The sequence below is a fragment of the Chitinophaga pinensis genome, from assembly GCF_007896845.1.
GTDB lineage: Bacteria > Bacteroidota > Bacteroidia > Chitinophagales > Chitinophagaceae > Chitinophaga > Chitinophaga pinensis_C.
On the sequence record NZ_VOHS01000010.1, the window covers coordinates 34,230 to 59,494 of the forward strand.

Annotated in this window: 21 protein-coding genes; 7 read left to right on the forward strand and 14 right to left on the reverse strand. The window is 45.2% G+C overall.

The window, feature by feature from the left end:
* Positions 1-43: 43 nt before the first annotated feature.
* The 5 genes from FEF09_RS12260 to FEF09_RS12280 form a co-directional block, all read right to left on the reverse strand.
* Positions 44-952, reverse strand: coding sequence for a cyanophycinase (locus FEF09_RS12260; RefSeq protein ID WP_146305379.1), 909 nt, complete (start codon positions 950-952; stop codon positions 44-46).
* Between the two features lie 32 nt (positions 953-984).
* Positions 985-2,331 carry a RagB/SusD family nutrient uptake outer membrane protein gene (locus tag FEF09_RS12265; RefSeq protein WP_146305380.1) on the reverse strand — a complete coding sequence of 449 codons (1,347 nt, stop codon included), beginning with the start codon at positions 2,329-2,331 and terminating at the stop codon, positions 985-987.
* Positions 2,332-2,343: 12 nt separating this feature from the next.
* Positions 2,344-5,160, reverse strand: coding sequence for a SusC/RagA family TonB-linked outer membrane protein (locus FEF09_RS12270; protein WP_222596952.1), 2,817 nt, complete (start codon positions 5,158-5,160; stop codon positions 2,344-2,346).
* A 304-nt stretch (positions 5,161-5,464) separates the two neighbouring features.
* A complete protein-coding gene (locus FEF09_RS12275) occupies positions 5,465-6,223 on the reverse strand; it encodes an SDR family NAD(P)-dependent oxidoreductase (protein ID WP_146305381.1) in 759 nt (252 codons plus the stop codon).
* A gap of 175 nt (positions 6,224-6,398) precedes the next feature.
* Positions 6,399-6,851, reverse strand: coding sequence for a helix-turn-helix domain-containing protein (locus tag FEF09_RS12280; RefSeq protein ID WP_146305382.1), 453 nt, complete (start codon positions 6,849-6,851; stop codon positions 6,399-6,401).
* Between the two features lie 191 nt (positions 6,852-7,042).
* Here FEF09_RS12280 and poxB point away from each other — a divergent pair, with 191 nt between their 5' ends.
* Complete coding sequence (gene poxB, locus FEF09_RS12285; protein WP_146305383.1) at positions 7,043-8,767, forward strand: ubiquinone-dependent pyruvate dehydrogenase; 1,725 nt, start codon at positions 7,043-7,045, stop codon at positions 8,765-8,767.
* Between the two features lies 1 nt (position 8,768).
* Here the strand turns inward: poxB and FEF09_RS12290 are convergent, their stop codons facing one another.
* Complete coding sequence (locus tag FEF09_RS12290; protein ID WP_146305384.1) at positions 8,769-9,749, reverse strand: GlxA family transcriptional regulator; 981 nt, start codon at positions 9,747-9,749, stop codon at positions 8,769-8,771.
* Between the two features lie 138 nt (positions 9,750-9,887).
* Between FEF09_RS12290 and FEF09_RS12295 the strand changes: the two genes are divergently transcribed.
* Complete coding sequence (locus FEF09_RS12295) at positions 9,888-10,454, forward strand: dihydrofolate reductase family protein (RefSeq protein WP_146305385.1); 567 nt, start codon at positions 9,888-9,890, stop codon at positions 10,452-10,454.
* Between the two features lie 78 nt (positions 10,455-10,532).
* Here the strand turns inward: FEF09_RS12295 and FEF09_RS12300 are convergent, their stop codons facing one another.
* The 5 genes from FEF09_RS12300 to FEF09_RS32945 all read right to left on the reverse strand — a co-directional run bounded on the left by FEF09_RS12300 (position 10,533) and on the right by FEF09_RS32945 (position 17,441).
* Positions 10,533-11,381 (reverse strand): ROK family protein, encoded by an 849-nt coding sequence (locus tag FEF09_RS12300; protein WP_146305386.1) that lies wholly within the window; start codon positions 11,379-11,381, stop codon positions 10,533-10,535.
* Positions 11,381-12,694 (reverse strand): MFS transporter, encoded by a 1,314-nt coding sequence (locus FEF09_RS12305; RefSeq protein WP_146305387.1) that lies wholly within the window; start codon positions 12,692-12,694, stop codon positions 11,381-11,383. The genes FEF09_RS12300 and FEF09_RS12305 overlap by 1 nt, the downstream gene beginning before the upstream one ends.
* Positions 12,678-14,534 carry a class I mannose-6-phosphate isomerase gene (locus tag FEF09_RS12310; protein ID WP_146305388.1) on the reverse strand — a complete coding sequence of 619 codons (1,857 nt, stop codon included), beginning with the start codon at positions 14,532-14,534 and terminating at the stop codon, positions 12,678-12,680. Before FEF09_RS12310 ends, FEF09_RS12305 begins: the two co-directional genes overlap by 17 nt.
* A gap of 17 nt (positions 14,535-14,551) precedes the next feature.
* A complete protein-coding gene (locus FEF09_RS12315; protein WP_146305389.1) occupies positions 14,552-14,974 on the reverse strand; it encodes a hypothetical protein in 423 nt (140 codons plus the stop codon).
* A 1,492-nt stretch (positions 14,975-16,466) separates the two neighbouring features.
* A complete protein-coding gene (locus tag FEF09_RS32945) occupies positions 16,467-17,441 on the reverse strand; it encodes a hypothetical protein (protein WP_261387448.1) in 975 nt (324 codons plus the stop codon).
* Between the two features lie 184 nt (positions 17,442-17,625).
* On the opposite strand from FEF09_RS32945, the gene FEF09_RS12330 reads away from it, so the two are divergent.
* Positions 17,626-18,357, forward strand: a complete 732-nt coding sequence (locus FEF09_RS12330) for a GntR family transcriptional regulator (protein ID WP_222596953.1) — start codon at positions 17,626-17,628, stop codon at positions 18,355-18,357.
* A 161-nt stretch (positions 18,358-18,518) separates the two neighbouring features.
* Here the strand turns inward: FEF09_RS12330 and FEF09_RS12335 are convergent, their stop codons facing one another.
* Positions 18,519-19,526: an RNA ligase (ATP) gene (locus tag FEF09_RS12335; protein WP_146305392.1), complete on the reverse strand. Its 1,008-nt coding sequence runs from the start codon at positions 19,524-19,526 to the stop codon at positions 18,519-18,521.
* 201 nt (positions 19,527-19,727) lie between these two features.
* Between FEF09_RS12335 and FEF09_RS12340 the strand changes: the two genes are divergently transcribed.
* From FEF09_RS12340 to FEF09_RS12350, 3 genes are all read left to right on the forward strand, one after another.
* Positions 19,728-20,111, forward strand: coding sequence for a VOC family protein (locus tag FEF09_RS12340; protein ID WP_146305393.1), 384 nt, complete (start codon positions 19,728-19,730; stop codon positions 20,109-20,111).
* 119 nt (positions 20,112-20,230) lie between these two features.
* Positions 20,231-21,505: an adenosylmethionine--8-amino-7-oxononanoate transaminase gene (gene bioA, locus FEF09_RS12345; RefSeq protein WP_186774314.1), complete on the forward strand. Its 1,275-nt coding sequence runs from the start codon at positions 20,231-20,233 to the stop codon at positions 21,503-21,505.
* Positions 21,506-21,662: 157 nt separating this feature from the next.
* Complete coding sequence (locus FEF09_RS12350) at positions 21,663-22,190, forward strand: hypothetical protein (protein ID WP_146305394.1); 528 nt, start codon at positions 21,663-21,665, stop codon at positions 22,188-22,190.
* A gap of 197 nt (positions 22,191-22,387) precedes the next feature.
* Here the strand turns inward: FEF09_RS12350 and FEF09_RS12355 are convergent, their stop codons facing one another.
* Both FEF09_RS12355 and FEF09_RS12360 read right to left on the reverse strand, forming a co-directional pair.
* The gene (locus tag FEF09_RS12355; RefSeq protein ID WP_146305395.1) at positions 22,388-23,185 is read right to left on the reverse strand and encodes a phosphatase PAP2 family protein; all 798 of its coding nucleotides are present in this window, start codon (positions 23,183-23,185) and stop codon (positions 22,388-22,390) included.
* Between the two features lie 134 nt (positions 23,186-23,319).
* Positions 23,320-23,922 (reverse strand): HD domain-containing protein, encoded by a 603-nt coding sequence (locus tag FEF09_RS12360; protein ID WP_146305396.1) that lies wholly within the window; start codon positions 23,920-23,922, stop codon positions 23,320-23,322.
* Between the two features lie 319 nt (positions 23,923-24,241).
* On the opposite strand from FEF09_RS12360, the gene FEF09_RS12365 reads away from it, so the two are divergent.
* On the forward strand, positions 24,242-25,219 hold the full coding sequence (locus FEF09_RS12365) for a glycosyl hydrolase family 18 protein (RefSeq protein WP_186774315.1): 978 nt from the start codon (positions 24,242-24,244) through the stop codon (positions 25,217-25,219).
* The last annotated feature ends 46 nt before the right edge of the window (positions 25,220-25,265 follow it).

Genomic DNA, 25,265 nt, shown 5'->3' on the forward strand with positions numbered 1-25,265 from the left:
GGATGACGAACAGCCCTGCAATGTGCGATTGTCTGACTGTATACTAATTATTACTTAAACGCGGCGTATTGACACCTGACTGTCTTACAGGGCTGGTAGCAATCACCTTTCGCTGCTGCAGATCAAAACGCTGTCCTCTTCCCAGAAAATAGAAAGGCCCATCCGTATTGTACTCTCCTGTAGGACTTTTCTCCTTTCCATTAATATGTGCAATATCATAGACCGCTACATAGGAGTTACCAATCACTTCGAATGTATCCTTCTGTACGACTATGGCGGTGCTTTCATCTATACCGATACCCAACAACTCAGGATGCGCTTTAATTACACCAATGAGATCGAATTGCCTGTTGCGGCGCAGGATGTGCTGATCAATAGCCACCTTATGAATAAGATCCAGTCCCTGTACATGATCTCCTTCCAGTATACCATTCCCCTTTGTATCTCCGCGAAGCAGGAAAGAGCCCTGTATCGTCGCACCGGCAGAAGTACCGCCGATCACGCCACCTCGTGTCAGCACTGCTTTAATCTCCTTTTCTGCCAGTGTATGCAGATATGCATCGGCTATCTTCCATTGTCTCCCCCCGGGAAACCAGATGGCAGTCGCCTTTTTAAGCGGTGCTACAAAACTCTCCGTATTGGCTACTTTCGGATCACGCGTATGTAATACCGTCACATTCGCAACACCCAGATCCTGTAATAATTCCTTTTCAAAAGACTTACCTGTTGCCAGCGCAGAGTCTTCTCCAGCGGTAGGAATTACAACGATATTGGCGTTAGGACCACCCGCCAGTTCAACAAAGCGTGCCCATATCTCAGGTCCTACCTTACCACCGCCTACAATTATCAGTGCACCTTTCTGCGGACCGACAGATGCGTCACTATGCTGTTGCGCCAGACCTGTACCGGCTATTGACAACAGAGTAAAAACAACTACAAACAAGCGTTTCATAGAAATCATTTTAATGAATGTATAAGCATGTATTAATATCCCGGATTAGGCTCAAGGGATTTATCTGCCAGCAGTTCGTCAGCAGGAATAGGAAATACCTGACGGTTCTTATCAGTTACGCCTAACACAGTTGCCACTCTTCCCGTACGTACAAGATCAAACCAACGATCACCTTCAAATGCAAACTCAAGTCTTCTCTCCTGCTCCACTGCCAGTATTATTGCTGCCTGTGTTGCTTCAGTAAATGTAGCAAGACCGGCTCTATCCCTGATAGCATTCAGATCTTCCAGGGCAGTTGTCAATGCACCTGCCCTCGCTCTTGCTTCCGCTCGTATCAGATACAGCTCTGCAATGCGGATCAGATAAGCCGGATCTGTACCAGTTGGTGTACGATAGTACAATTTACCATACCAGAGATTGCCCGGAGGAGCCGTCTGTCCGATCAATGCATTTCTGTTACCTCCAACAGCCGGATCATTTAACTGACTTACCAGTTGTGCATTCGGCGCCCATTCTCTTCTGCCGCCAAGCGCAGGTGGTAACCACCAGTTGTAGTGACCATTTTTAAAGGAAACACTATAGGCAATTTCCAATACGGATTCCGTTGTCGCTACTGCATTATTTGCAAAGAATGCGCTGTAAGGTTTAGCCAGTTTATAGTTAGCTGCATCATCTATTACCTTCGTCGCGTACACTGCTGCCGAATCCCATTGTGTGCGGTATAAAAAATAACGTGCCTTTAAAGCCCATGCAGTTTTACGCGTTGCACGGTTCCGGTTGGTTGAAAGTGGTAACAACTGCTCTGCTTTATTCAGATCACTCAGGACCTGTGCGTAAGTATCCGTCAGACTGCTTCTTTTAATGCCGCTATGGTCACCGGGTAAACGGGTAGGTGTCAATATCAGCTGTACGCCTCCCCAGCCGCGTGCCAGATCAAAATAACCCAGTGCGCGTACAAAATAGGCTTCTCCTGTCAACTGATCCTTCTTCGCCTGTGTAAACAAAGGGTCGGACAAAGGAGGAATCGCATCAATGATATAGTTCGCTGAGAGGATCGTACGATAGATCGCGGCCCATGAACTGGCCACATTGCCGTTATCTGCACTCAGCTGACGATTGGCGATCTGCTGTGGAGCAGACTGTGAACCCGTCCACTGTATATCACCTCCGGAGAGATAAGAAAGTGCCTGAAAATTTGATCCGTAATAACCATCATTACCCAGCAGGTTATACAATCCGTTCACGGCTGTTTCTGCACTGGCTGCATTTGTGATGGCCTGCGAATCATCCACCTGTTGCTCCGGCTGTACATCCAGAAATTTACTGCAGGACGCAGTAGTCAATAGCACAGCTGTTAATAGCGTATATGTTGATCTCATGTTGTAAGCAGATTAAAGCGTAAGATTTAAACCAAATTGCACGGTGCGTGGCTGCGGAGGTGTACCCAGATCATACCCTTGTACATTAGGGTCAGATGTCACATTTACCTCCGGATCTGGTCCTTTGTATTTTTTCAGCAGCCATAGATTACTACCGCTGAAGTAAATGCGGATATTGCTTGCATGGATACGATCGGCCACTCTTCCGGGCACGGTATATCCCAATGTCAGAGAACTGAGTCGCAGGAAAGATCCATCTTCCAGAAAACGACTGACAGGATTCAGCGCATAGTTATTACCGATGGTAGTGATCCTCGGTACATCCGTTATATCTCCCGGTTGCTGCCACCTGTTTAACTGGTTTTTATTGATAGCCCTGCGATCATCTCTCGTACCACCTGATTCATGAAAGAAGCGGTTACTATTATATACTTTGTTGCCATACTGGAAGTTGAAAAATACTGATGCATCAAAACCTTTGTAGCTAAAAGTGTTATTCAGTCCACCGAAAAACTTCGGCGTAGCCTGTCCCAGCATCTGTCTGTCTGCCGCTGTGATTTTACCATCTTTTGTTACATCTTCATACACTGCATCACCCGTTTTCTCATCTACATACAACTGCTTATACACAAAGAAGGAATGCATCGGGAATCCCTGTGCCATTCTCTCCACAGAGTAAGATGCATCAATCGGAATGTTCAGTTTCTCAATACGGTTGATGTTACGCGCAATATTAAAACCTGTCTGCCAGCTAAATTGCTTTGTACGGATATTGACTGTATTAATCCCTAATTCCAGTCCTTTATTGCTGATCTCTCCTGAGTTGCTGGCAATCGTTCTGAAACCACTGCTCACCGGCAAAGGCAGATTTAACAGCAGATCAGATGTATACTTATCATACCAGTTAAATTCCACATTAATGCGATCATCCAGTAAACCAAGATCCAGTCCGAAGTTCCATTGACGGGTTGTTTCCCAGCCTAACTGCGGATTGGCCAATTGCTGTGGAATGGTACCCGGATTATCCAGATAGTTAGCGCCCCCACCCCATAATCCTCTGGAGGCAAAGTTGCCAATACCATTCTGGTTACCCGTCAGCCCATAGTTTGCTCTCAGTTTCAGGTCACTGATGACATCTACGCTCTGCAGGAAATGTTCTTCTTTGGCCCTCCATGCAACACCCAATGAAGGAAAGTATCCCCATTGATTATCCTTACCGAATTTTGAAGAAGCATCTGCCCTGAAATTGACTTCTGCCAGATATTTCCCTTCATAATTATATTCCACACGGGAAAAGAAAGACACCTGTCTGTTTTCCGCACGGTTGGAAGAAGCAGTGGTTGTAGCAGCGGAAGCTACTTGTTTAAAGGCATCACTGGGAAAGTTGGTACCCTGTGCCCATGTTTGCTGCGCAATATTTCCCTGTATGGAATTGCCCACCAATACACCTATTGCATGCCGCTGGCTGTTGTTGCGATAAGACAATGTCTGTTCGTTGACCCAGACAGTATTTTTACTAACACTGGAAGTGGCCAGTCCTTTACTGGCACTACCTCTGTTTGTATAGCTGTTCCAATATTCAAATTCATCGTAATCGTTATAATCAAGACTCCAGCTGGTACGGAATTTCAGTTGTTTCAGGATGTCTGCTTCCGCATACAGATTACCGATATAACGGATACTGGTTGAATTCATATCTGTATACTTAATCAGTACATCCAGATTGTCAAAGCCGGCCCATTTGGCATAACTGCCATCATCATTAAATTTTGGCAGATAGGTAGGCGTATGTAATGCCGCCTGTAGTATACCTCCCTGCGGACCGTCTCCTACTCTCGCATTTGTGCGGCGGGAACGGGATAAGGAATTACTGCTACCAACACGGATCCGGTCTGTTATCTGCTGATCAAGATTTACTTTCAGACTGGCCCGCTGATAATCGTTTGTCTTGATACTGGCCAGTTGTTTATTGTAGCCAGCACTGAGATAATACCTTGTTTTTTCGTTTCCACCTGATAGAGATAAATCATAATTCTGTATACCTCCGGTACGGAATATATCATGCAGCCGATCATAGGTAGGCTGCTCTTCCGGTAATCCGCGGCCACCTGCTGACTTAGGCCGGAAGGGGCGTGTATCAAATGGCTTCCCATCGTTTACCCATGCTTCGTTGATGATAGTTGCGTGTTCCGGACCAGATACCAGCTCCCACAATTCGGGCGCCCATGCTAATCCCAGATAGGTATTGAAACCTACTTTAGGTCTGCTGTTGTAAGCGCCTCTTTTTGTAGTAATAAGCACTACACCATTAGCAGCTCTTGCACCATATATAGCCGTCGCTGTTGCATCTTTCAGAATAGAGATAGATTCAATATCTGCGGGATTAATATCTGCAAGCGGATTATTTCCCTGCCCCTGTGTAGTGACTTTTTGTAAAGACTGATTATTGATAAATACACCATCCACTACATACAAAGGATCATTCCCGGCATTGATGGAAGTCGTACCACGTATACGAAAAAAGATACCATCACCGGGTACTCCGGTATTGGCGCTTACCTGCACACCGGGCGCGCGGCCCTGTAATTGCTGGTCAAAACTGGCAACAGGTCTGTCTTTGATAGTTGCGGCCTTTATGCTGGTGACAGCGCCGATGACGGCTTTTCTGCTTTGTGCACCATATCCTACAACAATGACATCGCCGAGCGTGCGATTCATAGAAGAAGCAATAGTAGTGTCGGCCGACGGAGACGCAGGCGATTGTGCATTACTCAGTAATGGCCCCACCAGCATGCACAGGACAACAGGAGCATGTAAATGTTTTTTCACATCGAACAGTTTGGATAATAGTATGCCGTATCAACAGCATACTGTTGATAGTTATGGAAAGGTTGCTATTGTGTTACAGAAATGGGCCTTATTGTGCTGGTGGGATACAACGGGCTCAAAGATCAGTCGTTCAACATATTAAAGCTGACATATAGTTGGTCGATAGTTTAGTCTACTAATTATGTAGACAAATATAATTCAAAAAATCAGTTATCAAAATATCAGGAAGAATAATTACTGCCAATAACAAAACACCCGCATGGTTATACCATGCGGGTGCTACGTTTGCGGGCCAAAGAAAGGATTACAGAAATAATCCACCAGAGGCTTCTATACATTGTGCAGTGATCCATCTTGCTCTTTCGCTGCAAAGGAAGGCTACAATACCGCCTATATCATCCGGCACACCCATACGACCCAGCGCAGTTTGTCCTACCAGATGATCTTTTACACCGGGGATCTCAAAAGCGTTTCTGGTGAAATCAGTCTCAATAGGACCGGGTGCAACTACATTCGCAGTAATCCCTCTTTTACCAAGTTCTTTCGCGAGGTATTTTGTGAAGTTATATACAGCTGCTTTCATGGAAGAATAAGCTGCATAACCCGGTGTTACAAATCTTGCCAGACCAGTAGAGAAGTTCACGATACGACCGCCATCTGTGATGGTGTCCAGTAATGTTTGTGTAAGGAAATAAGCTCCTTTGAAGTGGGTATTCATTAACGCGTCAAAATCCTCTTCTGTTGTATCGGGGATCTGTGAATAGCGGTCTATTCCGGCATTGTTCACCAAAAAATCAATGTGACTGGTATTCCATTTCTCTTTTAATACCTGTTGCAATGCTGTTTTAAAAGCAGGAAATGATTTAACCTCTGCCACATCCAGTTGCAAAGCAACTGCTTCAACATTGAACTGCTGCACTGCTGCCACTACTTCCTGTGCTTCTTCTTTTTTACTATGATAGGTGAACACCACATGATGCCCGTCTTTTGCCAGTTCAAGTACTGTATTCTTTCCTAATCCGCGGCTACCGCCGGTTACCAATGCTATTTTCTGTGTTGCCATTTTTTTATGTTTTATTAACAAGACAAAGGTGAGACTTTGGGGAGGTGTGGTTATGGTGAAGAGTTAAGGAAAAATGGTACCCTCTTCAGTATTTGGGGACATCAGGCGTTCTGCTATCTTATAAATAAAAAAGCGCCTCCATACCAGAAGCGCTCTCTCCTATTGTTCTTAATTTTTAATTGTTCATGTTTAATTTTCTGTACTGTGTCGGCGTCATTCCTTCAAATGCCTTAAACCATTTCGTAAAATTAGAAGGATCATAAGTCAGCATTGCTGCAACATCTGCTACCGAATACTTGTTATCCATCAGCAGATCCTTTGCTACCTGCAACAGCTTCTCTTCATAAAAATAACAGGGATGGTAGCCGGTATGTTCTTTGATAACATTGCTAAAGTGTGTAGGATGAATGAACAGTGCTTCTGCGAAGTTCCTCAGTTCAAACATCTCTTCAACTTTTCCGGCCAGCAGCTCAGCAAGATGCTGATCTATCAGCCGGAGATAGCTTTGAAATATCTCCTCCTTACGGCTGACATATTTCTTTGGCACTTTGATCTTTTCCGCCTGTTCTTCTGATACTATCAGGGACACTACACTATTCCGGGCCGGACTTGACAACACTGTGATCATTGCGTTTACGGTTTTGTACACAAGTTTACGCTTTCCCCGGGACAAAAAATGGTGAGCATTTCAGTTTTTCTGGTAGTCTCATCAGTTTTTGTACAGGTTACGGTTCTTCATGCCGGAATCAACGAAATTCAGGCTGATCGACCTGTTGCATTGATTTGAAACAGTACATTTAATTCACAAATACCTTGTTTATGCCCAAAACAATAGCTGCTCAAATAGTAGAACAACTGATAGCCGCCGGAGTAAAAAGAGTACACGGCGTGGTTGGCGACTCTCTAAACAGTATTACTGACGAGATACGCCAGCACAAAGAACTGGAATGGATCCATTACAGGCATGAAGAGGCCGCTGCTTTTGCCGCAGGAGCAGAAGCGCAACTGACAGGTCAGCTGGCAGTATGTGCAGGTAGCTGCGGCCCCGGCAATATGCACCTGATCAACGGACTTTATGATGCCCACCGGAGTATGGCACCCGTACTGGCAATCGCCGCCCAGATACCCAGCACCGAAATAGGTACCTCCTATTTTCAGGAAACAAGACCGGAAGCCCTCTTCCGGGAATGTAGTCACTATTGTGAAACGATCGCTTCCGCACGACAAATGCCCCGGGTACTGCAGACAGCCATGCAGCATGCCATCGGTTTAGGGGGTGTGGCCGTAATTGCCCTTTCAGGAGACGTTGCCACACAGACAGTAGAGAGTAACGGACTGGAACATCCCCTGCTGGTCAGCCGGCCTGCTATCCGTCCATCCGATAAAGAACTGCATAAGCTGGCTGATCTGATCAATACCGCTGAAAAAGTCACCCTCCTCTGCGGACGTGGTTGTGCCGGCGCGCATGATGAACTGATCGCTTTTGGTGAAAAGATCTTCTCTCCGATGGTACATGCCCTGAGAGGAAAGGAATTTGTGGAATATGATAACCCTTTTGACGTAGGTATGACCGGATTGATCGGATTCTCTTCCGGTTACCATGCCATGGAACGAAGTGACCTCGTGATCATGCTGGGGACCGATTTTCCTTATAAAGACTGGTTCCCCTCCAAAGCAAAGATTGTACAGGTAGACATCCGGGCAGAACGCCTTGGCAGACGCTGTGCTATTTCCCTCGGGCTTGTGGGAGATGTAAAGGACACACTCTATTGTCTGCTCCCCTTACTGAAACAGAGGACGGACAGATCCTTTCTGGATAAATGTATCACACACTATCATAACAGCCGGGAATCACTCGAAAATCATGCAATTGGCAAAGCAGATGCCACGCCCATTCATCCGGAGTACCTCACACATATCATCAACGAACTGGCCGATCCGGATGCCATCTTTACGGCAGATGTGGGTGAACCTACCGTATGGGCGGCCCGGTACCTGAGAATGAAAAAAGGCCAACGCCTGCTGGGCTCATTCAACCATGGCTCTATGGCCAGTGCAATGCCACAAGCAATAGGTGCACAGCTCACTCATCCCGGCAGACAGGTGATTTCTCTCTCGGGTGATGGTGGTTTTTCTATGCTGATGGGAGATATTCTGACGATTGTTCAGTACAACCTGCCGGTTAAGATTGTCGTGTTTAATAACAGTTCGCTGGGCTTCGTGGCCATGGAAATGAAAGTCGCCGGTCTGCCACCTTACGGCACAGACCTGAAAAATCCTGATTTTGCCCGGATGGCAGAAGCCATCGGCATAAAAGGTATACGCGTGGAGAATCCGGCCAATGTACGTACCGCCCTGCAAAAGGCGTTCGAACATGACGGTCCGGTATTGATAGATGCTGTCGTGAATCCATCTGTACTGGTCATGCCCCCCAAGATCGAATTCTCTCAGGCGAAAGGTTTTGGTATGTATGCCCTCAAACAGGTATTCAACGGTAATGGCAAGGAAGTGTGGGATACGCTGACCTCCAATTTTCTCGATTAGGTCAGGCCACTACCGCTTCTTTATTGTATTTATTCCGGTAGTCAATAGGCGACAATCCAGTGATCTTTTTGAACACTGTCCTGAAAGACTTGGTATCGTTATAGCCTACCTCGTACATAACTTCATTCACATTCTTGTGGCTGTTTTCCAGCCATTTCTTTGCGGCCTCAATCTTCACCCGTTGAATATATTCAGCGGGTGTATTGTTGGTCGCCTTTTTAAAGCGGCGATCGAAATGCCTTCTTCCGATGGCAAAACGGGATGCCAGATCATCCACAGAAATCCTTTCTGTCAGGTTACACTCGATAAATTCCTGCGCCTTTTTAATAGGTTCATCCTCGTGTTTTTTTTGTCCGTTGAACATGACAAAAGGAGATTGTGTTTTCCTGTCTATTTCCAGCGCAAACAGTTTTGCAATCCTGATGGCCAGTTCACGGTCAGTCATCTTCTCTACCAGATGTAACAGCAGGTTCCAGTAAGAGGTTGCCCCTCCGCTGGAATATAAGCCCTGCTCCTCCGTAATGATCCTGCCATCTATCAGATCCACCTCCGGAAACATAGCTCTGAACTCTGCCGCCGACGCCCAGTGACTGGAACATTCCCTTCCGTTCAACAAGCCTGTTGCCGCCAGCATAAAGGAACCAATACACAGACTGGCTACCTCCGCTCCCTGATGATAATGATCGATGATCCATGGAAGAAATGCCTTATTTCTTTCAAGCGTTGCTTTAAGATTCCCACTCAAAGGCGGAATGACAATCAGGTCTGTTTGGGACACGTCTCCTATCAGCACATCCGGGTGGATCGAGAAAAGGCCCTGATTGAACCTTACTTCTCCGCCTAATCCCACCAGTTGTACACGGAACATGGGAGATTTGCCATCAGCCTCCAGAAACTCGTTGAGTGTCATGAACATGTAGCGTGTATCAGCAATTGTACCTAATACAGCCTCATCCGGCACGAGGATTGAAATGTGTTTCATCGGGAATTTGATTTAAACAGGTTGCCCGACAAAAATAAGGAAATTTGCATGTCAGAAACAACCCCGCCACAAGTCCGGAACACGCCCCCTCCAACCTATCCGGTGACTGTACCTTTGATATTGAGCAATTCTTATGGAATGAGAAAGATAATTGTATCTATGAATGTTACGCTGGACGGATTCATGGCGGGCATCGATGGTGAACTGGACTGGCATTTCCCACTCTGGAACGAGGAGATGTCGCTCTACTTCTGTCATCAGCTGGGAAAAACGGATACTATCCTGCTGGGCAGGCGTAGCTATGAACGGATGGCCCGTTACTGGCCTGTCAGGACCTTCACAGGGGTGGAACTGGAATATGCAGCATTAATGAATAACCATACAAAAGTCGTATTCTCTCATACACTGGAAAGCGCCAGCTGGCAGAATACCCGGCTGGTAAAAGGTAATATCAGTGAAGAAGTACAGAAACTGAAACAATCTCCCGGGAAAGATATGATCATCTATGGCAGCAGCAGTATCGTACAATCATTTATCCGGCAGGGACTGATCGATGAATTCCAGATCTGGGTGCATCCGGTATTTATCCAGACCGGCGTGCCGATGTTCAGGGATATGGAGGAGAAAGTGAGGTTGGAGTTTATGCGGACAAGAACCTTCAGCAGTGGAGTGGTAATACTATACTATCGTATGATGAATAATTAAAAATCAGGTATTAACAATTAAGAATTGAAGCGATGCTTTCACACCAGAACCCCAATTCTTAATTATTTATTCTTCAGATCAGTCTTTCATAGACCACGCTCCTGCTGCTCCCAGCAAAATTGCGTCTTCACCCAATGTAGACACTACAAACTGTACGTCTGGCAACTGTTCTTCCAAACCACTAAAGAACAGGTGAAACGCCTGTGCAATATTCCCTCCCAATACGATCAGCGAAGGGATTGGCTGCTGTTCTTTCAGAAAGGCAGCGAGGTTATGACCAAATTCTTCAAATATACTTTTTGCATATCCGGGTTCATATGCCATCAAGGCCAGTTCTTTTACGCTGCTGATCTTTTCACCGCTCAATACTTCATATCTGCGCAAAAACCATCTGGTAGAAAAGTATTCTTCCGCTGTTGTTTCCCGGAAAGGCGTTTTCCAGAAGGTCCCTTCCTGCGCGGTACCATTTTCTGCGAAGGAAGATCCGAAGCCGGTGCCTAATGTCAGTCCGAGAGCAGATTGTGCGCCTTCTGCAACTCCGGCAAACAGCTCTCCCTGTAAGAAACAGGATGCGTCATTCGTAAACCGGATCGCATCCGGACTGATATGCAGTCTTTCTGCCAGTAGCTTCTTTACATTCAGACCATATAACGACTCATATTTATGCAGACCTGTTATCAGACTGATACCGGCTTCATAATCAAAAGGACCGGGCATAGCGATCCCGATATGGGTAGCACCATTCGTATTGCCCAAAGACTGTTGCATCACGTCTACCCATCCACTGATAATGTCTTCTGCACTGCCATTTGAATTGATATGCGCACGCCATAAAGAGCGGGGCAATAATGCCCTTTGCTGCATATCTACCAGCGCCGTTGTAATATGAGATCCGCCGATATCCACCGCTAATACCAGTCCGTTCATTATGCTGTCTTTTTGATTGAATTTTTCCAATACTGTTCTATCTGTTCAAATGACTGTCCCTTGGTTTCCGGCAATAAGCGGTATACCGCTATAAATGCCCCCAGACAAAATACGGCGAAAAACCAGAATGTCTGTGCCGTACCCAGATTACGTAAAAGTATGGGTGTAAGCTGGCCGACAATCGTATCTGATACCCACATCACCATGATGCTGAGGGACAAGGCCTTTGCACGGATGTTATCAGGAAAGATCTCTGCTGCTATCACAAACTTCAGAGGACCGATAGAGAAAGCGAAGAAAGCGAGGAAAGCCAAAACCGACAGTAACAAAGGAATACCGGTAGCCACGTTCTGATAGAAACAGAGTCCTGTCAGAATAAGACTGATGGTAGCTCCTGCCGTTCCCCAAAGGTATAAAGGTCTTCTGCCCAGACTATCTACTTTCCAGATCGCAAATATGGTAAAGAAGACATTCGCAGCACCAAAGATGATCTGGCTGACGAAGGAGTTACTGAGTGTAATACCTGCATTATTAAGTATCGTCGGACCGTAGTAGATGATCGCATTAATACCGCTGAATTGCGAGAATAAAGGCAGTAGGATGCCAATCAGCAGTGCCCTGCGCATAGCAGGTACAAACAGAGGTCCATAGCCTGCAGTCTCTTTTTCTTTTCCCTGTTGCATCAGCCAGCGGGGACTCTCCGGTACCCATATCAGTCCGAAAAGGAACAAAGCTGCCGGTATCATACCAATACCAAACATGCCCCGCCATACTTCCTGTACAAAAAGGAAGTGTAACAGACTACCGCTATTCTCCGCCTTATGTGCTTCTGCATAAGTTAATAATCTGGCGTTACTGCAATAAGCCACCAGAATCCCAATCGTTACGGCCAGCTGGTAATAAGTGACCAATCTGCCTCTTTTATCATCAGGCGCAATTTCAGACAGATACAGCGGCACTATGCTTGAGGCAATACCCACAGCCACCCCACCACCGATACGCGCGGCAATGACCCAGAAAAGGGTAGAAAAGAAGGCACAACCCAACGCTGCTAAAAGGAAAAGAGAGGCTGCCATGTAAAGCAGTTTTTTCCTGCCCAATCTGTCGCTGAGATTACCGGAAAAAATAACACCGATAATACACCCCACCAATGCTGAGGAGACAAACCATCCTTCCTGAAAAGAGGATAACGTGAACTGCTCCTTTACAAAAGGCAGTATGCCCGATACAACGGCCATATCAAAACCAAACAGGAAGCCGCCCAACGAAGCGACCATAGTGGTCATTAAAAGTAAGCTAGATTGTTTTTTCATAACTGATAATGCTGAATACGGGATGGTCCTCTTTCAGAAATGCCTGTACTACTTTTGCTGTTCCCGGACCTTTGTTAATGAGTGTATAATGTTCAGCAGCAGCGGGTATCACAAATGTTTCCGCATACTGATACAATGTCTCTTTTCCATTGGCTGTTTTTACGGCCACCGAAGTACCTTCAACCAGCATCAATATCAGACAGCGGCCTGCCGTGTCAAAAGATACGGCAGTTTCCAGTTCTATGCGCGCTACATCATAAAAATGTTGCTCATGGGTAGGTAAATGCCACAATTGCCAGTCAGCCCCTTTTTGTGTTAATGCCGGTGCAGATATCAGCTCCTGCTGTACCCGTTCTCCCTTCCTGCTGAATATCAGGTTTTTAAATGCATGGTCGATGTTGATAGGTCTCGGCTGACCATCCAATCCCAGTCGCAGCCAGTCATACATCTTGAAAGTAAAGATGTAAGGCGTTGCACTGATCTCAAGCACAAGATTATCAGCACCCGCACTATGCACGGTACCATTAGGTATCAGAAACAGGTCATGTTTTTTTGCTTCGTGACGTTGTACATAGTCTGTTATCGCTACGGGCTGATTATGTTGCTGACTGTATTCCAATATAGCTTTGAACTGCTCCGGATCTATGTTCTCCGTAAACCCAAGATACACACCAGCGCCTTCTTTGCAATCTAAAATATAATAGGTTTCATCCTGTGTAAAAGTCTCACCAAACTGCTCACGGATGTATTCCATGGAGGGATGGCACTGGATAGACAGATTCCCACCATCAAATGTATCCAGAAAGTCAAAGCGTATCGGGAATTCATAACCAAATATCTCCGCGTGTCTGCCCATAATAGCTTTATGCTGCAGGAACATCAGCCATTCAAACGGAATCTCAAAAAGATAGCGGTCACTTTCAAATAACACCCCGTTCTCCGGGACGATCATTTCAAAAGACCACGCCAGATTGACTTCTTCCTGCGGCAGACCAGCAATATGTTGTTTCATCCATTGTCCGCCCCATGCGCCCGCTTCAAACCACGGTCTTACCCTGAAGGTATCCTGACTGATATGTTGTATACCAGCTCTCAGGTCTGCTGCCTGTATCCATGTAAGGGTTTGTCCCCATTGAGAATCGGCAAACACACTGATATCATTTGCGATCGATGCCTTGTGTGCATTCAATACTACCCAGTCTACAAAGTACGCGCGTTTGTACATCTCTGACTGTTTATCCGTCGTCTGCGTACCCAGATTACCGGCTGCACCTGCACGCATACGATATTGCAGTTCATTCTTCGGCATATCCATGTAAATCAATGGCGCCTTCCATGCTGTCAATGCGGCACCGGTGCCAATGACGATATTCACATCATAGGTTGTATCCGCCTGTATTGCTGCCAGCTTTTGTTTGTCAAAGAAGTCTTCCAGTTGCAGGCTGGTACGGGTGCCCCATACAGCGCCATGCTCACCGGTAAACGGTGCTACCAGTTGATCTACAGTTGCGGTATCCTTTAGTGCATCTGTTGTATAGTGCCATTTTACGCGTATTCCTTTTTCGGTGAATATGGCTGCCAGTGCTTCCTGTATTTCTTCCCAGAACACGCCTGTATAACCATCTATCAATACCTCCGGATGACCAGCCATCCATGCTGCCAGAGTCTCGTATCCTGCCTTTATTTTTCCCGTACCCAGAGGATGTGCCGGGTAGATGTTATAGCCTTCCGGTAAAGATGGCTGCTGCAAAGGCAGTAAGGGCTGACCCGAGCTACGCCAGTTGTCAGTAGTTTGTGCAGATCCTTGCTGCGTAGTGATATATTTTTCAGTGTTCAACATGACCAATCTGATTATTGTTATTTGTATTCCACACGTACCATCATAATACCTTTCGGAGGTATTGTAACGATGTTCTCTAATAGTTGCTTGTATTCTTCCAGCATATTGGTGCTTGTGATCCGTAGTTTTGTTGCGGGATCCTTTGCCTTAAAGAAAACACCTGTCCCGGACGCCGCTGTATTCACCAGCCATACGATTACCCCTTTTCCATCCGCTGCAGGTTTCAGACTCTCTACATAGATCGTTTTGGAATTGATGGTAAATGGCAGGGATTCTGTTGCCGGACCACTGGCAGGAGCTGCAATCAGCGGACGATGATTAGCCAGTCCCTGTTGATTCGCAGCATAGACATCATAGCTATGATGTACGGTCAGATAATAACGGAATGTGGTCGGTCCTTCCTGTGCATGCCGGAAATTGGTATGCCACAGATTATTCATTACCCATGAATATATGGCAGGATGCTGTTCTGTAAAGCTGATCCATTTAGGAGAATCATGTAATCCACCTGTGAGGTCTGCTGTTGTTGTGTACCTATTTCAAACAAAGGTGCATCCGGTGTTGACCATGTCACCCCATAATCCTTATTGGATACATCGACCCAGTTTTGTACGGTATACCAATTCCGGTTGGCATATTGTAACTGGTCAGCCTCCACATTGATACTGCCCCATGGAATGCTATATCTGACCTGTGCACCGGGTACATTGAAAGGGAATCCGAAGTGAACACCTTCTTCTCTGTGATCGCTTTTTTATCGATATTGTTGGTGATCTGTACACGATCCACGCCTGCCACCAATGTGATCTCAGAACTGAGTGTATTAGCGCCGGGTGCGGCAGATGTTACGACCACACTGACTACCAGCGGACCGTTCTCTTTTATTGTAATTTTGCAGGACCTGCATATTGTATATGCTCTAATGAATCGCCCGGCAGATAGGAATAACGGTTCAAGCCACCGGAATCCGCGAGGTTATGAGGAATACCACTACGTTCAAGTTTTTCGATATTACCCGTCTGTGCATTCAGTGTTACTTTATACAGCTCATTTTGCAGGGTGGTATTGCTGACAACAGATTTCGTATTGGCATATGCCTTACCGGCATAGATGGTAAACCGCTGTTTGACATATGGATCGATATGCTGCACCAGTATGGCCAGTTCGCCGGTACTGAGACGCTGGGAAGGTACTTTCTTTCCATTGGCATCTTTCACCAGATCACCGGCTGTACTTTGTGCTGCCGGTACACGTACCAATTCTGTACGTGCTTCACCAATCGTATTATACACATCAATAGCATTGGCAATAGCCGCTCCATCAGTTGCTGATTGCAGCATCGCAGCTGATTGTGCATGACCTTTCAGCGCGAATGACTGCTTATACCCCCATTGTGCAATTGCTTTTGGATCTTCCGGATTGGAGATGCTGTTATAAGCACCCCAGGTATGTTCATTAAACAGCAGAATATTATTCCATATAGAATCTATTGCTGTTGCCGGATAGTCTGCTTTTCCACGCAATGCCCATACTGCATCGGCCTGTTGTAAGGTAGCTGACGCATTCCTGTTGTAGCCCGTTTCTCTTGCTGCGGAAGCAATACCATCTGTCCAGAACTCGGTGTAATCACCGGAAACAACTGGTATTTTATCTGCATATGCCTTTTCGAAATCATTAAAGAACTGTTTCACAGAAGTAATGATCAGTCTTGGTGAAGCATAACGTTCATTCCATTCTTTTACTGCTTCCGGCAGTTCAGGATCAATAGGTGCATTGTCACTCATTGCCCATGTCATGATGGTCATATTGTATGGAAACTTCTTCTTATCTAATGCCGCGAGGTATTCGAAGAGATAAGGATTGAGGAAATTCTCAGAAGGATGACCTGTGTAATAAGGTACAGGATCTTCTACGGTAAAGAAGTTAGGGATTTTACTGCCTTTCAGTCTGTAACCGATAGAATAAGGTTCGCTTTGCCAGTAGAGTATTTTGCTGACCCGGGGATTTCCAGTAAAAAGGCCGGTCTCTCCATCCGGGTGACTGACCGATGCGGTCATCTGCATTGGGAGCTCCCCAGAAATAGCGGATACCTGTTATCCACGACTGACTGGCCAGTCCCCACGAAGCACCCGGTACATCACCCTGAAACATGGTATTAATATCCAGACCATGTTCTTTGGCTGTCTTTACAGCGGTATGAAACATCTGCATCAGCTGACGGGAGTCGGTCACGCTGGTATTGATATTAGCATAGGCGCCATCAATATTGATCCAACCCTTTTTAACGGCCTCCCAGAAGGCTTCTTTCTTTGCTTCATCCGCAGCAGCCAGATAGTGGTCTACTACCCAGAAAGCTTCCGTATTCCATTTATAACGGGCATCTGGCGGATAGCTTTGTGTACGCTCCGCAGTTTTGATAGCCTCGTCAATATTGTTCATATGCAGCTGCAGCACTTTTTCCTGTACATTGGTATAACCGATATCCACATGTGAATGCGGCAGCAGATATACCTTCCATTCCGGCGCCGGTGCTACAACACAACGGGCAGTATATTCCCTGCCGCCTGTTTCAACTTTTACCACCAGTTGTGTTTCCCGTTTCACGGGATCACCGGGTAAAGGCAATTCAATTATCCCGATGCCTTTTTCAGTCGCTGGCAGGGGTATACTATCAGATTCCCCATTAAAATACATATGGGCTACAGCAGGCGCGTAACTGTTTCCACCGTGAAATAAGAGTCTGACCATTCTGGCTGAACGCCCCTCGTGCTTCAGGTAGGCAACAGTAGGTTGAAGTTCGATAGACGTAAAGGCAGGGTTTTGCTGTGCACGGGCTATGCTGACTGTCATAACAGCCAGCAGCAACAGACAGTATTTGTCTGTATACCATCGTTTTAGCCTATTCATAATATGTATATACATATACAATTGATATTATAGTATTAGTAGTTCGGTAAGGGAATTATTACTGTAAATAAACGACTTATATCATTCTTATATGTACAAACATATAAAACATTGTTCATAGAAAGCAAATTTATTTTGTCTCTTTTTTAGACATAGTCTTTTACTTTTGATATTTTCGACCCGTATGATGCATCTTTCTATTGACCATAACAGCCATGTGCCGCTTCATATTCAGGCGGAGGAATTATTGAGGAAAATGATTGAAGACCCGCAATTCCGCAACGGGAAGTTTCTGCCTAACGAAGTAGAGTTATCGAAACAACTGCAGATCTCCCGTACCACCCTGCGTCAGGCACTGAACAAACTGGTGTATGAGGGCCTGCTGGTACGTAAGAAAGGGATCGGAACAAAGGTGTCTGAAAAAACGGTCAGTTCAAAGTCGATGAACTGGAAAAGCTTTTCTCAGGAGATGGCTGCGCGGGGTATTCCTATCCGGAATTTTGAACTGCATATCAGCTGGGTTAAACCACAGGAAGAACTGGTGCATTTTTTCGATATCAAACCAGAGCAAAAGGTGTTGAAACTGGAGCGACTGCGGGGACGTCCGGAAGGGCCATTTGTGTTCTTTGTATCCTACTTTCATCCGGCTATAGGATTGACGGGAGAGGAAGATTTCAAACGTCCTTTGTATGAAATATTGGAACAGGATTATAAGGTGACTGCCACTTTATCCAAAGAAGAGATCAGCGCCAAAGCTGCGGATGGTTTTATAGCGGGGAAACTGGAAATAGATGCGGCCAGTCCTATATTATTCCGGAAACGTTTTGTGTATGATCAGGATGAGAAACCTATCGAACTGAATATGGGATATTACAAGTCTGACAGTTTTATCTACACCGTGGAAAGCAGGAGGTAAAATTGGGCCTGTATTGCTTCAGTACTTAGTTTGATAATACTAGTCTTACGTTAATGCTACGTTTATAACGGAAGATTAGCGTAAGATGAGTATAGTCAGACTATAGAATAAGCCTTCAATTAACATAAAAATGCGTCCGTTAATAGCGGACGCATTTGTTTTTATCTTTCGTTCAGGAGGAATTTGTTTGAAATAACCTTGAATGAAATTTTTCTGTCGGTAGAACGGATAACCAGTCCTTCCCTTTCTACTGTCTTTCCCTGCGGACTCAGTACTGACGCTCCATCTGCAATGGTCAGCATTTCATCCAGTGTATCAGGTAAGGTGTAATTCAGGTCCAGAATAGGTACTGTCTGCAATCCAAGCGATGTTATCAAGGCATTGAATTCTTCCAGTCCGAAGTACCTGTAAGCATCGATATCAAAAGCATTGAAGAAGCGCACGGTTTGTCCGCGGAGACCGTATGCATTCCCTTGCACGCCTTCACCTATCAGCTCTCCCTGTATAGCGATGTTCTTACCAAGGGCAGCGAGTTTTGCAGCGATATTCTCCTTTGCTGCCACCTTCCAGAAACTGTTATCTGCAGATTCTTCGAGATCCAGATTACGGGAACATACACCAAACAGGCCTTCGTTCATATAGTATGTGACAGAAGAGCCATCCAGTTTTTCCGTTACATAAAAGTTATGCTGTTTGTATGATTCAAACTCTTTGCTGAGGTTCTGGATTCTTTCTTCATCTGTTTTAGGGATAAATGAAGGGAAGTTTCCTTTGGCAATACCTCCCAATGCGGCTGGCATTGGTGGTTCGTATTTCACCACACCGAGGCGTGCGGAAACATCCTCACCCAACTGGTATGTATAGCCGTCCAGCAATCTGATAGGTAATAACAGCCCCTGAGAGATCTGTCCTCTCATTCTCATTGTTTTGAGCCTGAAGCCCTCTTGCTCTCCCATTCTGCGGAAAGAGCTCTTTCTCAGGAATTCAAATTCCTCCTTCACCGGCAGGAAAGAATCAATTTCGCAATAGACTGCGTGATCACCTATAATGAATTCGCCTTTTTTAATAACGAGTTTCCACCCTTTTACGGTAGCTACTTCGATAAGGTCCGCACCCTCAATTGGTTGTACGTCATCAATGACAACCGGGGACACTAATTTCCTTTCCATTGTTGTACTTCTGAATTTTTGAAGTCTTTTTAGGGTTACAAAATGTTGTTTGGTTTTATCTATAGCCAGGTTCATAGATAAGGGATGCAAATATACAAATTTTTATACACTTATAAGATAATTACAATTTGTTCATATTGAACGGGAGCTGATCCGGCCCGCTTATTGATGCCATTTCTGAATCACCAAAACATCATATTTATGTTCAGGCATACAAAAGCATTCAGCGGATTTTCTGTCAATGATATCGGTAAAGCAAGGAGTTTTTATGCAGATACACTGGGACTTGATGTAGAAGACCTTATGGAAGGTATGTTACAGCTGAACATTAATGGCGGCGGACATATCATCGTTTATGAGAAACCCAATCACTCTGCGGCCAGCTACACAGTGCTCAATTTTCCTGTTAAAGATATTGATGAGGCGGTAGACGGACTGACCGCAAGAGGCATTCGATTCCTGCAATATGATGAACCTATCAAAACGGATGAGAAAGGCATCTGCCGGCAGGGATGGCCGTTAATCGCCTGGTTTGAAGATCCTGCAGGGAATATACTGTCTGTGTTGCAACCGGAAGAAAGTTAGTGCTGATATTCTATATTTGCGGGCAAATTATACACACAAGAAACAGGAATTAAGAAGCAGGAATTGATCCCAGACGCGCTCAACACTCATTCTTAATTCCTGATTCCTAATTGAAAATAATGTCAGCACCGAAATCTACACACGCCCTCTGGTATCCTTATACACAGATGAGACAGATCAGTGAATTGCCCCGGATGATTGCGGGAGAAGGAGTGATCATGCATCTGGAAGACGGTCGTTCATTGATAGATGGCATTTCCTCATGGTGGGCAGTCATCCATGGTTATAATCATCCTGTACTGAATACGGCATTGCTTACGCAGGTCAATAAATTTGCGCATGTGATGCTGGGTGGTATGACACATCATCCGGCGCTCGATCTGGCAGAGAAACTGGTTCGTATTACGCCTGAAGGACTTAATCATGTTTTCTTTTCTGACAGCGGATCCATTGGTGTGGAAGTAGCGCTCAAAATGAGTATTCAGTACTGGCGGAACCTCGGGTATACAGGTAAAAATAAGATTATCTCCCTGAGAAATGGTTACCATGGTGATACCTTCAAAGCGATGGAGGTCAGTGATGATTCCGACTTTACCAGAGCCTTCGCAGATGTGCTGAACAGGGGTTTTATACTCGATATTCCCGCAGGCGGATTTGATGCGGATGCCACCATGGTACAACAGGCTGCAGATCAGCTGGAGGCATTGTTAATACGATCGCATGCTGATATTGCCGCTTTTATTGTTGAACCACTCGTACAATGTGCGGGGGGCTTTCATATTTATTCTCCCTTATATCTGAAGTTAGCCAAAGAACTATGTACAAAATACAATGTACTGCTGGTGTTTGACGAAGTAGCGACTGGTTTTGGCCGTACAGGAAAACTGTTTGCGGCAGATCATGTGGGCATCACACCAGACCTGATGATCTTAGGAAAAGCATTGACAGCCGGTTATATGGGGCATGCGGCTACATTGGCTACGACAGCCGTCTTTGATAGCTTTCTGGGAGATAACTACGAAAAGGCACTGATGCACGGGCCTACATTTATGGCGAATCCGCTTGCCTGTGCCGTTGCCCTGCAAAGCATTGAAATCATAGCGGATGAAAATTATCTGGAAAAGATAGCCAATATCCAACGCATTATCCGGGAACAGTTTGATAGCATTCATACACCTGCGGTTATCCACAAGCGGAGCATCGGAGCCATTGGTGCACTGGAAATGAAAGATGCACAATGTCTGGCTGGCTTCAAAGAATTCGCACAACAGCATGGCGTCTGGCTGCGTCCTATAGGCAATGTACTCTACCTGATGCCTCCCTATATCATCAGTGAAAAAGAGCTGTTGACGGTACTGCACACCATGAAGGCATGGATTGAGCAGATAAAATAAAGGCATCCCCAAACCCGGGGATATGGCCCGCTCCATCTATATCTGGCATTATTGTTGCCGTTTTGTGAGCCATGCTGCCTACAATTGGAACTACTTTACGTTCGAAATGTAACCATACTTTTTAAACCTAAACTCACTAAAACGACAAGACAAAACCATGAAAAGATTAATCTTCTGTTGCGCTATTGCTGTTGCATTATTTTCTGCATGTAGTAAAGACAAAGACGGTTCTGACCAGGTACCGGAAAACACATTCAGCCTTAACAGCGGCAATCCTATTGAAACTCCATACGGTTTCCGTATCCAATGGAGTACAGAGGAAGGCGGCAGAATGCTGATATCAAATGCGAATGTGAATAACCTTTCTTTTTCCGGTAAAGTAACCGGTATACAGGTCGAGATAGATACATTTGTAAATGGACAGACCTATATGTACATGCCGAGAGAGTCTGCTTCATTTGACAAAAAGAAAAACTTCAGTATTGCAACGACAGGGCTGGATGCTGATTTCAGCAACGGTAATATCGTAAGTGGTACCGGAACACAATTATCTGAGCTCCGCTCTGGTAGTATAAAGATCGAAAAAGACCCTTCTGAAACCTATCGTATAACTTATGTGCTGGATTATACAGAAGCTGTTATACAGGGGAATTTCAGAGGGCTGATGCCAGTCGTGAATAACTAAAAAATATAAAGGGAATTACATGATGTAATTCCCTTTTTTTATGCAATAGGATGCAGATATTGTTCAGGCATTATACACTGACCCGATAATTTCGATTTAGATTCAGATATCATCCGTATTGACGGGACGAAGGTCTGTAGAAAGAAGCGGGTAGCATATCCCCGAATGTGGGGATATCGGCAACAGTATATCATTATTTATTTAAACATATGCACGAGAGATAAGCCCACTGCACCATCCTGATAAGTGGGTGTCACAACAGTTGCTCCATTATCTTTTGAACCGGTAAAGATCCGTTTCATCTTCGGATAGAGGAAATAAGCCAGGTCAGTTGAGAGGATACCCACACCGGCGCCTGCCACTACATCTCCAAACCAATGTCTGTTATTATACATGCGCATATATCCTGTGGTAGCAGCCATTGCATAACCGGCAACACCGTACCAGACAGATCTGTCCTGATATTCTCTTCTCATAAATTCTGCGGCAGCAAAAGCAGTAGCTGTATGTCCGGAAGGGAAAGACATCTGATTAGACCCATCCGGTCTCCATTCACGGGTAAAATGTTTAGTCGTCATCACAGTGGCTCCTAAGATCGCGTTGGAGATACCATAGATCATCGTACGATCAATAAAATTATTCTTTCCTTTCACACCCGCGAGATTCAATCCATACACCATTACTGCCGGCGCGTACTGCAGATAATTATCAAAATGTAAAGGCTTGTGACGGCTCTCAAGGAAGATCTCATTGTTCATATGCGTGTTCAGCTTTTTGAGATCACCCAGTTTTAATGAAGCTGCACCATACGCGATAAATGTAACTGGTATAGCGATTAAACGGCCATCAAGATTTTTGGAAGGCGGCTGTACATAAGCATATACAGAGTCATTTTCAGTGATGGTTAATGTTCTTGTTGGTAATTCCTGTGCCATTGACAATTGTGGGCATAGGACAATAGCAGGCAGCAAAAAGCTGAACACTTTTTTAAGCATAATCTTAACAGTTGTAGGTCCGTAAATCTTTTGTTGATGTTATCAGTTGCTGGTATAGGACATTCTCATAACATGCTGATTAGTCATAGGTAAAGTTAAATGGCAAATCTGTAGACAATCCAAAGAAAGTGCCTTCAAACAGATCTGTTCTCTAATTTCTTTTCAATATATAAAATATTATTAAATTTTCCACTATCTAATTTTTTTTGACAGTAAGTCGTAAAGAAATGATGGGCCTTCAATAACCGCAATGCCCCTTCGTACCAGTCAGGAAATTGCCTGCATAACCTTATCTGAAACTCTTCTCTTACCAGATCATCTGTTGTTTTAAATTCGGGTGTTCCGAAATGATAAGTATCTGCATCACAAATAATTGATTCGGGAAGCGTTTCGGGGTGAGAAGGAAAGCGGGTCACCATAATGCAGCGGGAGATCTCATTTATAAGTGTATCGCTGATGTGCTGCGTTTCCATAAAGGAGCGCATCAGTTTAACACTGGCTTCTTCATGTACCGCCATTTCTGCAACCAGATGACCGGTGTCATGAAACCATGCGGCCGCTTTTATGACAAAAAGGGTCTTTTCATCCAGCTGATAGTAAGTGGCGATTTCTGTTGCGTGTGCCACTACGCTTTGCGTATGGGACAAATTATGGTATAGGAGGAATGAAGGCGTCAGCCGTTCAAAAAGATCAACTACATATTTCTCTGTTATCTGTGCGGTTAGTATCAAATCCATATCACGTCATAAATAAATTGAAGTTGCCGGATTGGTTGTCAACAAATATCGGGGGCAAATCTGAAAAATTCTGTCACCAGTCCTAAAATAGCTATTTCTTAAAACATGACTGCCAATTATACGAATATGTGTTTTCCTGCGTTTATTATTGCTGTCAGCGATTGCCTCATACCCACTCTCCCGTCATCATACTTTATCATAATACCTGCTCCGTGGTGACCGGGGCTGCCTGTCTATGTTGACATCCACTGATAAACTACTTACATATTTATAACGTTTTAAACGACCGGTTACACACATGAAACCCAAATTCTACTTTATGTTAAAGTACGCTATACTGTTTGCCTGCATCGGAGCCGTGCTGACTTTATCCAATTCCTGTAAAAAAGACAATACACCTGACCAGCCGGGTAACGGTGGGGGTACAGATACAACCCATGAGGAAGATCGTTCTCCGTTTTACGGCATTACCCTCACTAAACGTCCCGCAATGGTATCATACTGGGGAGGCTGCTGTTACGACAGGTCTTCAGTAGGGCCGCTGGATGCAGTACCTGATGGCGTAGACGTAGTCAATATCTTTACGCTTGGTATCGGCAGAACCGCCGCCGGTGGATGGGAATTTGAGCACAGAGGCGTATCCGGCCAGAACGAATGGACGGATGTACTGACCAAAGCATATGCCCTGCAGAAACGTGGTATCAGGGTAGTGGCTACCTCCTTTGCCGGTTCACTGGTAAAGCTGTCTGCCGCAGCTGCTGACTCCATGGCAAAAGTGGTCAGGGATTCTCTTGATAAATGGAAACTGGATGGTATAGACCTTGATCTGGAATATAGCAGTGGCCGGACAGCCAATATTGACAGTGGTGTCATTGCCCTGAGCAAAGTAGCAGGACCGGCATCCGGTACCGGCAGAATCCTGTCTGTCGTAGACTATAACAACTACAACACCGCACAGATAAAACGTTCAAAACAATATCTGGATTACGTCCAGACAATGTCTTACTGGAACAAGGCCAATCAGATCAGGAGTATTGTAAAATCATATACAGACGCTATTGGCAGTCAGCAGAATGTACTGATCGGTGTTGGCGCCGGTTGTGCCATCACGGCTGGTCAGCAAACGCCGGCGGGAGAAGAACTGAAGATAGCAGATACCCTGCGGACTTCCTTTCAGGGCGCCGGTATGATGGAGTTTATCTTCGGATGCAGTTATCATAATAAGGATCAGAACGGGAATATTACAAAAGATGTAAGTTATACGACCAATATTCTTGCCCGTCTTAAAAAACCGTAAAATCAAATATAATGTTGCTTCTTCGTTGGCATCGGCAGCTGCGATC

Excerpts from the sequence above, each read along its gene's own strand:
- FEF09_RS12335 (WP_146305392.1), bottom strand. The coding sequence starts at position 19,526 with ATGGAAAGGAAATTAGTGTCCCCGGTTGTCATTGATGACGTACAACCA.
- FEF09_RS12260 (WP_146305379.1), bottom strand. The coding sequence starts at position 952 with ATGAAACGCTTGTTTGTAGTTGTTTTTACTCTGTTGTCAATAGCCGGT.
- FEF09_RS12265 (WP_146305380.1), bottom strand. The coding sequence starts at position 2,331 with ATGAGATCAACATATACGCTATTAACAGCTGTGCTATTGACTACTGCG.
- FEF09_RS12315 (WP_146305389.1), bottom strand. The coding sequence starts at position 14,974 with ATGAATAATCTGTGGCATACCAATTTCCGGCATGCACAGGAAGGACCG.
- poxB (WP_146305383.1), top strand. The coding sequence starts at position 7,043 with ATGCCCAAAACAATAGCTGCTCAAATAGTAGAACAACTGATAGCCGCC.
- FEF09_RS12310 (WP_146305388.1), bottom strand. The coding sequence starts at position 14,534 with ATGTTGAACACTGAAAAATATATCACTACGCAGCAAGGATCTGCACAA.
- FEF09_RS12280 (WP_146305382.1), bottom strand. The coding sequence starts at position 6,851 with ATGATCACAGTGTTGTCAAGTCCGGCCCGGAATAGTGTAGTGTCCCTG.
- FEF09_RS12275 (WP_146305381.1), bottom strand. The coding sequence starts at position 6,223 with ATGGCAACACAGAAAATAGCATTGGTAACCGGCGGTAGCCGCGGATTA.
- FEF09_RS12305 (WP_146305387.1), bottom strand. The coding sequence starts at position 12,694 with ATGAAAAAACAATCTAGCTTACTTTTAATGACCACTATGGTCGCTTCG.
- FEF09_RS12295 (WP_146305385.1), top strand. The coding sequence starts at position 9,888 with ATGAGAAAGATAATTGTATCTATGAATGTTACGCTGGACGGATTCATG.
- FEF09_RS12365 (WP_186774315.1), top strand. The coding sequence starts at position 24,242 with ATGTTAAAGTACGCTATACTGTTTGCCTGCATCGGAGCCGTGCTGACT.
- FEF09_RS12300 (WP_146305386.1), bottom strand. The coding sequence starts at position 11,381 with ATGAACGGACTGGTATTAGCGGTGGATATCGGCGGATCTCATATTACA.
- FEF09_RS12355 (WP_146305395.1), bottom strand. The coding sequence starts at position 23,185 with ATGCTTAAAAAAGTGTTCAGCTTTTTGCTGCCTGCTATTGTCCTATGC.
- FEF09_RS12330 (WP_222596953.1), top strand. The coding sequence starts at position 17,626 with ATGATGCATCTTTCTATTGACCATAACAGCCATGTGCCGCTTCATATT.
- FEF09_RS32945 (WP_261387448.1), bottom strand. The coding sequence starts at position 17,441 with ATGAATAGGCTAAAACGATGGTATACAGACAAATACTGTCTGTTGCTG.
- FEF09_RS12290 (WP_146305384.1), bottom strand. The coding sequence starts at position 9,749 with ATGAAACACATTTCAATCCTCGTGCCGGATGAGGCTGTATTAGGTACA.
- FEF09_RS12350 (WP_146305394.1), top strand. The coding sequence starts at position 21,663 with ATGAAAAGATTAATCTTCTGTTGCGCTATTGCTGTTGCATTATTTTCT.
- bioA (WP_186774314.1), top strand. The coding sequence starts at position 20,231 with ATGTCAGCACCGAAATCTACACACGCCCTCTGGTATCCTTATACACAG.
- FEF09_RS12360 (WP_146305396.1), bottom strand. The coding sequence starts at position 23,922 with ATGGATTTGATACTAACCGCACAGATAACAGAGAAATATGTAGTTGAT.
- FEF09_RS12340 (WP_146305393.1), top strand. The coding sequence starts at position 19,728 with ATGTTCAGGCATACAAAAGCATTCAGCGGATTTTCTGTCAATGATATC.